Source organism: Nitrospirota bacterium (assembly GCA_030645475.1).
GTDB lineage: Bacteria > Nitrospirota > Nitrospiria > Nitrospirales > Nitrospiraceae > Palsa-1315.
This window is the reverse complement of the sequence record JAUSMA010000039.1, coordinates 1-11,046: the sequence shown is the minus strand read 5'-3', so window position 1 is coordinate 11,046 and position 11,046 is coordinate 1. Positions and strand designations below refer to the sequence as shown.

Below are 11,046 nucleotides of genomic sequence, written 5' to 3'. Positions count from 1 at the left end.
GAGCCATCGTGACGACGAAACTGAAGATTGCCCAGACCTTGCAGACCGAAGGCGGGGCCGACGCGGAAACGTTGGCCGAAGCCGAGCGGCGCATTCCCGCATTGTTCCGGCATCGTGATCGAGCCGTGACGGAAACCGATTATCAGGAATTAGCGGCGCGGACGCCTGGCGTGCGGATGGGGCGTGTGGAGGTGCTGCCGCGCTTTAAGCCGCATCAACGGCGATTTGACGTGCCCGGCGTGGTGTCGGTGATGGTGATTCCGTTCAAGGACGGCACGAGTCTGCCGAATCCGAGGCCCGACCGGCCCTTTCTCGAAGCGGTGCATGGCATGCTCAACCCACGCCGCCCGCTCGGGACAGAGCTCTATGTGATCGGGTGCGAATATGTGTCGTTGGGTGTGAGTGTGGCGATTACGGTGAAGGATGGATTCGGCAGCGGTGACGGGGGCGAAACCAGCGCTGGTTTCGGCGGGCTGTCTCGAGAAAGCGTCGTCGCCGAGGTGCGCGACGCGCTTCGGCGGTACCTCTGGCCATTGGCTCTAGGCGGTGTTGATGGAGCCGGGTGGCCGTTGGGTCGTCCGGTGCGCGATCGTGAGTTGGAAGTGGTGGTGGCTCGTGTGCCGGGAGTGAGTGGCGTGGCGCCGATCAATCTGTTTCAGCGGCAGGGCTCCGAGTGGAGCAAGTTCCCGCGTGTGACGGCAGAGGGGACGGTGCAGATGCCGCTGCAGGCCTGGCAATTGCCGGAATTATTGAGCGTGGTGGTGGTGGTGGGTGATGAGGCGCCGGATGATCTGCGGGGTGTGCCGAATCCGTTTTCCGATCAGACGGGCATTGCCGTGCCGGTCGTTCCTGACTTGTGTTGACCTGTCGCAATTTGCGAGAAACGTGAGGCGTTCGGAATGGATGCCAATGGGCTCAAACAGTGGTTGTTGGCCGATGCGTCACAATGGCGGATCGAGGGGGATCCGCCGGCGCTTGGCTATGACCCGGTTCGCCGGCGGCTTCGGCTTGCCGGGCGACGGGCGATGGCCGTCGTCGGCGATGCGGAAGCAGCCGTCGTTGAGGCGCAAGCCTTGTCTCGCTTGGAGTCTGTCCCGGAGACGATGGACCGATTCGGGATGCGCGCCTCGTGGGATGCGTCGGCGCAAGCGGTAGTCGCCTCCGGAGCAGGACCTGGACAGTTTCCGATCGTGCCGATTCCAACCGGACAAGTTCCCTCTGACGTGGCGATGGGCTACGACGACGTGTTGTATGTGGCGTTGGGCCATCGCATTCTGCTGCACGACACGCGTGCTCGCTGGGCACCGCAGTCGTTGGAGTCGGCCGAAGGCGTTGCGTGGCGGCTGGCGGCGGATCCTTCGGGAGGTGTGTGGGTCTTAGACCGTATTCGACGCCGAATCGGCCGCGTCAAGGGTTTGCCCTTTCCGGACCGTCCCTCCGCTCCCTATGCACCGGATACCGTGAGGCCCTGTGCGGAAAATCCGCATCCTCCGCATTTGTTCGACGCGGCCTCAGTCGTATTTGCGCCTGACGAACAGCCGGTGGCGTTGGCTTGCCGCGCCGACGGTGTGGTGGCGGTCTTGATCTGGGCTTCGGGGAGAGAGGCCCGCGTCCGATTGTTGGACCTCACCGGGTGGCGTGGTGCTGCGATTACGCTGCAAGGTGCTCGCCGTCCCTACAGTGTGGCCTGGGTTGGACTCGACCGCCTTGCGGTGCTGGTGATCGGGTTGCCCGACGAAGCCTTAGTCTATCCCATGCCGACGGACGCAACCCCGGACATGTCCGATATCGTGGCTGAGCCAGTCGGGGATCTCTATCCCTTAACCGATCACAGTGGCGGACCGTTCCTGCAGGGGCTCAGCGACCCGCCTCACTATCCGACTGTAGATGGGGCGGCAGGCTTATATCCCATCTCGCTCCCATCCTTTGCGACGCTTGGAGAAGCCGGCAATGCCTCGCTGATGGACAGCGGGTCTTCACAGACCCTCTGGCATCGGCTTTACGTGGAAGCGGAAATTCCAGCCGATTGCGCGGTGGTGATTACCGTGGCGGCCAGTGACGAAGCCGTGCCTCCCACATCTGAAGAGGATTGGCATCCCCATGGCTTTGGGGGCGTGACAGGACGACAGGGGCGGGTTCCGCAAGGAGCCTGGGTCTCCAGTGCGTCGGAGGTGCCGTTTTACCCCGGCCTGCTCAATTGCCCCTTGGTGCGGGATCGGGCGGGGCTGTTCACCGTCTTGATTCAGCGCGCCAATCGAGCCGTGACCCAGCTGAAAGGGCGGTATCTGTGGGTCCGCGTCGCGCTCAGCGGGAATGGAAGGGCGACGCCTGAAGTGGCTGCGGTGCGTGCCTATGCGTCCCGGTTTTCCTATCGCGACCGATATTTGCCGGAACTCTATCGTGAGACGCGGTTTGGAGATGATGCGGAGGCCGTACTTCGGATTGGGGAGCCGGCGACGCCGTCTGATTTCCTGGAGCGATTCCTCGACAACATGGAAGGGGTGCTGACGCCCATCGAAGATCGCATTGCATCGGCTTATCTATTGACGGACCCTCGGACGACGCCGAACGAAGCCCTGGAATGGTTGGGCAGCTGGATCGGGGTCGCGTTCGACTCGGCCTATCCCAAAGATCGCCGCCGGCAGCATATTGCGTTGGCCCCGGAGTTATATCGCACACGCGGAACACTCGACGGCCTCACGATGGCCCTCAATGTGGCGACCGGTGGCGCGGTGACGAGTGGCGAAATCGTGGTGCTGGAAGACCACCGGCTACGTCGAACCATGGGGACGATTTTGGGCGGTGATTTTGCGGACGAAGAGGACCCGCTTTTGGGCGGGTTGGTCGTCAGCGGGAATTCGCTGGTGGGCGATTCATTGTTTCTCGGACAGGAGGAGCGCCGAGAGTTTCTGGCGCTCTTTTCCGACGAACTGGATGTGACGGCGAGGGAAGAACGGGCGGTGGAGGCGTTTCTCGATCGATTGGCCTTTCGTGTGACAGTAATGGTGCATCAAGAGGTCGATCCGCAAGACCTGGGGCTGGTCAAGCGTGTGGTGAACTTGGAGTCGCCTGCGCATGTTGCGGTGCGAGTGGTGACGGCGTCGGAGCCTTTCCTCGTCGGCGCGGCTTCGTTGGTCGGTGTCGATACCTATCTCGGTTCAACCCAGCCGATTCGTCCCGTGCGTGTCGGGCGTTCTCGATTGGGGCGGCGCGATGTATTGGTGCATAGTCCGAGTCTCGATCCTCGAATGGAAACCGTAGTAGAGGTCGCGCCGACTCCGAGTCTACAGGCGCCGGTAGCCGAAGCTGGTATCGATCAAACCGTCGGGTTTGGACGTTCGTTTCAGCTAGATGCAAGCGCGTCGCAGGCGGCTGAGGGCCGCCGCCTCGCTCAATACGTATGGGAATGGTTGGCATAACAAGAACGGCAGCGGTTCATTTACATGAAAGGAACAGACCATGGCGATTTTTGAGGCGGGTGTACCCATTGAGACGGCGGAGAATGTGATTTCGGTCGATGTGACGCCGAACCGGCCGTTGTCTGTCGGGCGACACATATTTCAGTTGGAGGTCGTCGACGATTCCGGCAACCGTTCGACTCCGGATCGGGTGGAGATCATCGTGCGTGACGAAGACAATCCTACGGCAGTCCTGGATGCGCCGAAAACCGTTCCTTTCGGTCGGCCGTTCCGGATGAGCGGGCAACGATCCTCCGATCCCGCTCCGGGACAAGTGGCGCGGTTCATCTGGACGTTGGTCGAATAGGAGTCATCTGTGGCGACGTTTGTCCCCGGTCGACCGATCACGACCGATCAACCCTTTATCGATGTGGATCCCGGTTTGTCCGTGGGAACCCATCGATTTCAGCTGGTGGTTGTCGATGCGCAGGGAAATCAGAGTGCGCCGGATGTGCAGACGGTGACGGTGGTCCGTCTGCCGATTGGACCGGTAGGCCCGATCGGTCCGATCGATCCAGTGCTTCCGATCAGGCCGGTGACCCCGGTCGATCCGGTCAGGCCGATTGGCACGATTGGTCCCAGTCCCGTACGACCGGTTCGTGGGCCACGCGGGGCAACGAAACCGCAAGGTTCGAAACGTCCACGAAGAGGAGGAACGTAATGAGTCTCGAATTGGATCCCCTGGCAAAGGCGCAATCTCAAGGCGAGTCCCAGGATCGGCTTTGGTATGCCACCGGGGTGCTGCTCGATGCCGAGGATTTTCTCGACGAGCAGACCTATCACCGCGGACGGTTAGCGCGGGCCCTGGCCTATCTGTATGGCAGCGGGACGGTTGCGGGATTGCGTGTGGCGTGGGAGCCGGCCTTGCTGCCTGGCGATGATCCGTTGGTGCCGGAAGGGCGCCCCGAGCGAATCAGGGTTGAGCCGGGATTGGCGATCGATCGATTGGGACGATTGATCGAACTGCCGCGAACGGCCTGCCTCCGGTTGAATCGATGGTACGAGGCGCAAGCCAGCGACGATCTGGCTCAGGGGTTTCATGGCGGCTCGTTCAACGGCGTGGTGGTGGATGTGTTTTTGGCGTTTGTGGCCTGTGAACGGGGAAAAACTCCGGCATTTGCCTCGGGGCCCTATGAGGCGCTGGATCCGGTCGTGCCGTCGCGGATTCGAGACGGCTATGTTGTGACACTCGTGATTCGGAAGGAAACCGACCCGCCACTGCCGGCCAATCAATGGCCGGACGTCTCGGGGATTGCCGATCCGGTGTTGCGGGCGGGCACGATTCGCCAGACGGTGTTCGACGCCTGGCGGGAAGGGACGCAATGGCAGGAGCTCGACGGGCAATTGGCGCCGATGGTGGAGCATGCGGCGGGGCACGATACGACGGCGCTGTTGTTGGCGCGTTTGGTGCTGCCGGCGACGCAGGCCTCTGCCGCCGCCAGACCGGAGCGGACCGACGGGGCCGCGGTGAGCGTGGATAATAATATCCGCCCGATCGTGTTTAATCCTGGACGGTGGGCGGGGGAGGAACGACATGTTTGACGCAGGCAAAGGATCGCGGCGGGAAGTCATCGGTTCAGACGAGCGGGAGCGGTTGCTCGCATCGAACACGCTCTTTGTGGACACGCGCCGGCGTCGGCCCAAGTACTTCGATGGGCGGTTTCTCACTGCGCGGGATCTGACGCGCGACCAAAACTATTTCTTAACCAGACAGGCCGATTTGGGCCGCTCCATGGGGGCTGGTGTCGTCAACGGGCTGATGGTGGAGGAAGGCGGGACCGCGACCTCTCTCCACATTGAGGCGGGGCTTGGTGTGACGCCCAGCGGCGAGATCGTATCGGTTCCGGCGCGGCTGACCTTGGATTTCGCGGATATTCCTTCAACACAACGCCTCAATGCCGCGTTGGGGTTGAGTGTCCGCCCGCTCGATCCGGCGAGAAGCCGATCCGGGCTCTTTGTCCTGGCCTTGAGGCCGGTCGAATTTACCGCCAATCCAATAGCCTCCTATCCCACCTCCATCACGGGGCCCCGCTCCGTGGAGGATGGGGAGATCATTGAGGCGACGGCGGCGACATTGATTCCGTTTCCCGACGAAGGGGATCACAGCGAGTGGAATCGCCGGCGCGCGCGCGTCGCACATCAAGTATTTGTTGAACGGGCGACTCGCGGTTTACCGGCCGGCGTCCTGCCCTTGGCCATGGTTGCGGTCGACCGGAATATCGTCCAATGGCTCGACCCGTTTCTTGTGCGGCGGGAGTTGGCCGTCTGGCAGGGCGAAGTGTTGGGCCTGGGGTTGGGGACCAAAGCGTTGCGGTACGCGCAGGTGCAACAGTATGAAACACAGCTGCAAGATGTGTTGCGGGATCGCGGTACACGTGGACAGCGTTTCGCGGCGGCGGATCATTTTCTGGCATTACCCCCCGTGGGACATCTTCCCGTGGCATCCATCGATGTAGCCGATTTTTCGCAAATCTACTTTCCGCCGGAAATCGAGGTGGAGCTGTCGGTCATTCCGGACGATGAAGTGCCGGTGTTGCTGGATGAAAGTCTCACGATGCCGCCGATCGACCTGACGCTTGGCGAGAAGGAACAGGATTCGACATCAGTGCTGATTCTGGTCCCGGTGGATCGCACCAAGTTGGATGAGCTGAAGGCGCGTTTGACGGCGATTCGTCGGCCGTTCAAATTGGCGGCGCCGGGTCTGGTGGCCAAGCGTTCGCCGCTCGAGTTGTTGCAGGGTCTGCGGTTACCGCGTGTGATACTGCCGCCTGCGCCCGTGGGCAACATACAAGATGCGGCATGGCGGGAGGCGGTCCAACTGGCGGCTGATGCCGGGACCGGATTGCTCTGGTATGTCCGCCGACGCAATCTTTCGATCAGCGCCGAACGTGCCGGCAACGCGGTGTCTTTGACAGGAGCCGTGGAGCGCTTCCAGAGCCTCGGAGTCAGGGAGACGACGAGAACACCGGCTGAGGGGGGCCGATCCGCAATGTCTGAAACCGGACCCACCGCTCCAGCAGTCAAGCCGGCGAGCGATTCGTCGCCCAGAAGAACTGGTGGCCGAGCACGTTCGCGAAGAAAGGGGTGATGGTATGACTGAACCGCTAGGATCCCGGCAACCTGTTCGCCCGATTCAGCGGCCATTCCCTGGCGAATCGGTACTGGGGATCAGTCCGCCACTCGATCGGACCGTCGCTCCCCTCTGGAATCGGCGTGCGCATCTCTATACGGGGCGAAGCCTCAGCGATACGATTTTGACCGTGGAACAAACCGGCCGGGTCGGACATCTCACGGCAACCGGAGCCATGCTGTCGAGCGGTACGGTCCAGGGTTTGGACGTCGTGTTGGAGCGGAGTGAGGGCGGAGAGATTGTGGTTCTCTTGCCAGGTTATGGGGTGACGTCTGCCGGTGAAGACGTTGTCGTGGCCAGACCGCAACGGGTTCGCGTCGCAGATATTCCCGTGATCGTTCCTGGCTTGGCCAGCGGCGATGCGCCGGTTGGCGAGAGGCTTGGGAGTCTCTTGGCGTCCGGAGATCCGGTTGTGGGCATGTTGGTGCTCCAGCCGGTCGTCGTGGAGCAAGTGGCCGATGCGGATCCCACGGATCCCTGTGAGCAGGACCCTCAGAGTTTTGCCTTCGAAGATTGGCAAGTTGTGGATGGTTGCCGCTTGTGTTGTGTCCTATGGCAAGACTCATGGCTGCCACGTCCGGCGTTTGATGCCCAATGGCGGAATCGGCTGGCCTATGCCCTCTTCGACTGGGAACAACGCAACCCTTCGGTGGATTCCCCCTGGAACCTGGTGGGGTTGCCGGTGGCAATGATCGGAGGGCAAGGCGGGGTGGTGTCGTTTCTGGACAGTGCCGCGGTGGTGCGGATGGGAGGCAAGCGCCCGTGGCATCAGGGCTTGTTGGCACAGTCTGGCACACCATTTGTGTGGCAGGCTCGGTTGCAGCAGTTTGCCGAACAGGTCGCCGAGATGCAGGCGGAGTCGGTATCGATTGAAGCGATCGCGCAGGCTTGCCGGTTTCTTCCGCCAGCCGGACTTTTGCCGAAAGATGCATTGGCTGTGGGGAGCGCGGGCGCGACGGGTCGGGCGTGGACGAATCGGTTCTTCCCCGAAGGTTTCATTGTGGACCTCGCCCCGATTCCGATCGAGCAGTTAGACGCAATGATGACGGCCTGTGCGTCCCTGGCGCCGTTGAATATGACTCGTCCTGAACGAGTGCGCGTATTGGTTCCGGTTCCCCAGTCGTCGTTTGAGCCGGACTTATTACTGATGGCGCAAGTCGATCCGGAATTTCAGGCGACCATCGCTCAGTTTGCCGAGGTACGTGGGAAATGGCTGCGCCGGCGTGCCGATCTGCGGGAGATGGCCAGCGCGCTCAATCGGTCGATCGTGGGAACGCCCCTCGTGTATGAGGCCCCGGATCCGGAAGCACTGGAGACAGAAGTGGTGGCCGAGGATCCATTGCTCGGGACCGCGGGGCCCTTGGCAGAGCCGGAAGATGCCTATGGAACGACCGTAACCCGCACGGCAACCGGCCCGCCGACCTATAGTGTGACGGCGTTTGAAGCCTTACGAACCGCACTCGATACGTCTACGCCGTTAAGCGATGCGGAAGTGGCCGAATTGTCAAAGCGGGGGTTGTCGCCGTTCGTCGAATTTCTTGAAGAGAAAATTCGTCGTGCCAACGACACGGTCGATTTCGGGTTCTTGCAGGTCCAGACCAATATCTATCGCATGCGTCAAATCATGTTGGGGAGCGATGCGGCCAGCCGCCTTGTGACGTCACCGGCCCTCGCGTCGATTGCCCAAGGTGAGAGTGCGTTGGCGACACGTGAGGACTTGGCGAACTTTCTCAAACAAAGCGGCGGTACGGTTCCGACAGCCGGAACGGGGCCCATGCGCGCGATCGACACGAAAGCGGCTGGAGCATTCCGTGCTACGTCGGCCGGGAGTAAGACGGCAATGGGACTGAAGGCGGCGAGCGTCGTCCGGAGCGGGTCCGGTTTATCCGCAGCCCTGTCCGGTGGGAATGTCCATTCAGGCCTGTCGGTCGGGGCAGGGATCACATTGGATCGTGGCGTGCAGTTCCCCGGTTTGGTTGGTGGGGTGGGGGCAGTGGAGTTGGCACGGACGCCGTCGGTGGCCGAGGTGGTGAAGGAGGAGTCCAGCGGCGCGTTTGTGAAATCAGCATTGACCGAGAAAGTGGCCAATGCCCAAGACGTGGTGAATCAGGCTCCGATTATTGGAAAGCCGCTCGACTTCAGAACGGTGTCCGTGGCCGAACGGTTGAAGGAACCGCCGGCTCCTGAAGCCAAGAACTTCAGTGTGGCTTCGAAGTTCGATCTGGTGTCCAGTTTGGCTCAAATCGATTTAAATATCGAGGATGTCCGGATTCCGGGGTTCTTGGAAACGCGAAATGGACAGCGGGTGCCGGTCGAGAAGACGGTCAAAGAGATTCGAGACGGCAACCTTGCCGGGCAGATTTTGCAAGGGGTGCATGACCCCGATCCGACGGACGGCGATGAAGGCGCATTTTTCTCCGCCGGCGTTCGCGCCGTAGACCATACCGTGGCGACGTTGCGGATGGTCGAAGGCCGAATTGCGGGCTACCGTCAGGCGATTGGCCAATGCCAAGCCGCGCTGGCGGCCTTGCAAGGTGTGGCGTCCCGACTCGATCAGCGGCTGCATGTGGTGGGCCAGGAATTGGCCGAGGCGCGGCACGATGTCGGTGTGGCTCGCGCCTTGTTGGCGGAAGAGTCGGCGCGTGTGAATGGGATCAACGACCGGCGCGAACGAATCCTTCGCGAGCAGGTCTCGTGTTATGCCTTCGTGCGTCCTCGTCAAAAGACCGCGTTGATGGATGTGCCGATGCGGTCGCTCGATCCCGGGTTGGCGGAGTCTCCCGTGCCGGCCTGTTTGGCCGGGCATGAAGAGGTGCCTCAAGCATTGCGTGCGATGGTGGCCTTGTTTCGCCATGCGCCGGTCAAGTGGTTCCCGCGTTTCCCTGGATTGTTGGAGAAACTGGACCGCGTGGACATGCTCCAACGGACGATTGTGGAGGCAAAGGCTAGCCTGCAAGCGCTCGGCACAGCCGATCTTGCCGAGGGCGCAGCCACTGTGGTGTCCTCGGGTGTAGGCGATCGGCTGGGGCTCATGGTCAGCGGGGTCTATGCGGCTCAACGATCGGTAGTGATGGAGCGGCGTCTCGATCTTTCAGGATTCGACGCGAGTCAGCTCGCGAACACCAGCTGGACTCAAATGCTCAGCCATGCCCATGACTTGCTGTCGCTGGGCGATGTGCTCGAAGGGCGTCATGGGCAAGCTGAGCTGACGACCCAGGTTTCACGGGAGTTGGCCGACATGGCCAATGTCGCGGCCTGTCTCTACGCGCAGTTCGGCGACGTGCGTCCTGTTCTACGATTGGAATGGGCGGAACGGCTCAGCCAGTTTGACGCACCCGCGAATCTGCGCAATCTATCGACATTGCCCCGATGGGCCGAGGTCGAGCCACTGGCACGCCGGTCCATGCAAACGCTCGCCGATTGGCTCTATGGCCAGGTCGATGCCAGAAATACGCAGGCGGTCGGGCTGATGCACGATCTGGTTCGAATGTGTCTCTTGCTGGCCAGTCATGCGCCGGTCAACCAAATTATTGCGGGGCATGTCGAGAAACCCACGACGGTGAAGCCCGGGAGCCGGATTCCGCTCGTGATTAGTCCGGGAGCGGTACGAGTCGGCATGCATGTGTCTCTGTACGCCGGATCGCAGATTGTGGCTCAGGGGCTGGTCGAAGATGTCGGTAATCGGCAAGCCATCGCGCATGTCATGCAGACGGCTCTCCCGTCGGTCACGCTGTCAGCGCAGGCCGTGGCGCACTTTACGCAGGCGGCCGTCGCAATTGTTCGTGCTCGGTGAGGTTCCCATGCCGGTTGATGTTGCACGTCGCATCAGGACCGCGCGGCTTCGGGGAGGCTCGGAGCCGCTGATTCGCCGGGGAGCATTGCTTCTCGAAGATGCCTTGCGCACAGCATCGTTCCCTGGAACAGACCATGAACGACTGTTGCTGATTCGATCCCTCTCGCTGGGAGTCCTTCGTTCTGACAAAAGCGCCGCGCTGGTTGCGCGTCAACTTGAAGCACAAGTGGCGGAACTCGCACGTCATGCCGTCCATGGCGACGATCCTCGTGCCGCGGATGCGCTGGCCGTCTACTTTCACGATCGACTCGATGCTGTCGTCACCTTCATCCGACATCTGGCGCAGGGCGATGCCGGCAGGGTTAGGCGAGCGTGGTATTGGCGTCTGGCCGTGCCGGGATGGCAGCCAGAATCGACGGCTCTCCAAACCGGACGTGTGCTCCTTGGGTATCTGCTCAATCTTGGCATCGGTTCCCAGACGTTGGCGCAGGCGTTCCAGCATCTTATCGTCACGCACAGTCTTGATGTGATCCTGCAGGCAGTAGGAGAGCAGGATGGGATGATATTGCTGCAGCGATGCGGATGGTGCGATTCAGATCGTGCGACAGATTCGGCGTCGAGTCCGAATGCTGCGACCGGCATTATGCCGTTCCCTCGTGCATGGC

8 protein-coding genes are annotated in these 11,046 nt (G+C 61.7%); all 8 read left to right on the top strand.

The genetic code is table 11. The annotated features are described in order from the left end of the window. Window positions 1-863, top strand: an 863-nt coding sequence (locus Q7U76_08460) for a baseplate J/gp47 family protein (GenBank protein ID MDO8356404.1), incomplete at its 5' end; no start/stop codon positions are given. 36 nt (window positions 864-899) lie between these two features. Next, window positions 900-3,419, top strand: a complete 2,520-nt coding sequence (locus Q7U76_08455; GenBank protein MDO8356403.1) for a phage tail protein — start codon at window positions 900-902, stop codon at window positions 3,417-3,419. Between the two features lie 40 nt (window positions 3,420-3,459). Continuing rightward, the gene (locus tag Q7U76_08450; GenBank protein ID MDO8356402.1) at window positions 3,460-3,765 is read left to right on the top strand and encodes a hypothetical protein; all 306 of its coding nucleotides are present in this window, start codon (window positions 3,460-3,462) and stop codon (window positions 3,763-3,765) included. Window positions 3,766-3,774: 9 nt separating this feature from the next. After that, window positions 3,775-4,119: a hypothetical protein gene (locus tag Q7U76_08445; GenBank protein ID MDO8356401.1), complete on the top strand. Its 345-nt coding sequence runs from the start codon at window positions 3,775-3,777 to the stop codon at window positions 4,117-4,119. After that, complete coding sequence (locus Q7U76_08440) at window positions 4,119-5,000, top strand: hypothetical protein (GenBank protein ID MDO8356400.1); 882 nt, start codon at window positions 4,119-4,121, stop codon at window positions 4,998-5,000. The genes Q7U76_08445 and Q7U76_08440 overlap by 1 nt, the downstream gene beginning before the upstream one ends. Beyond that, window positions 4,993-6,546, top strand: a complete 1,554-nt coding sequence (locus Q7U76_08435) for a hypothetical protein (GenBank protein ID MDO8356399.1) — start codon at window positions 4,993-4,995, stop codon at window positions 6,544-6,546. Before Q7U76_08440 ends, Q7U76_08435 begins: the two co-directional genes overlap by 8 nt. Window positions 6,547-6,550: 4 nt before the next feature. Beyond that, on the top strand, window positions 6,551-10,381 hold the full coding sequence (locus tag Q7U76_08430) for a hypothetical protein (GenBank protein MDO8356398.1): 3,831 nt from the start codon (window positions 6,551-6,553) through the stop codon (window positions 10,379-10,381). Window positions 10,382-10,388: 7 nt separating this feature from the next. Continuing rightward, window positions 10,389-11,046: hypothetical protein (locus Q7U76_08425; GenBank protein MDO8356397.1), on the top strand; the 658-nt coding region annotated here is incomplete at its 3' end.

Coding starts and splice junctions, on each gene's coding strand:
- Q7U76_08430 (MDO8356398.1), top strand. CDS start 6,551: ATGACTGAACCGCTAGGATCCCGGCAACCTGTTCGCCCGATTCAGCGG.
- Q7U76_08440 (MDO8356400.1), top strand. CDS start 4,119: ATGAGTCTCGAATTGGATCCCCTGGCAAAGGCGCAATCTCAAGGCGAG.
- Q7U76_08450 (MDO8356402.1), top strand. CDS start 3,460: ATGGCGATTTTTGAGGCGGGTGTACCCATTGAGACGGCGGAGAATGTG.
- Q7U76_08455 (MDO8356403.1), top strand. CDS start 900: ATGGATGCCAATGGGCTCAAACAGTGGTTGTTGGCCGATGCGTCACAA.
- Q7U76_08435 (MDO8356399.1), top strand. CDS start 4,993: ATGTTTGACGCAGGCAAAGGATCGCGGCGGGAAGTCATCGGTTCAGAC.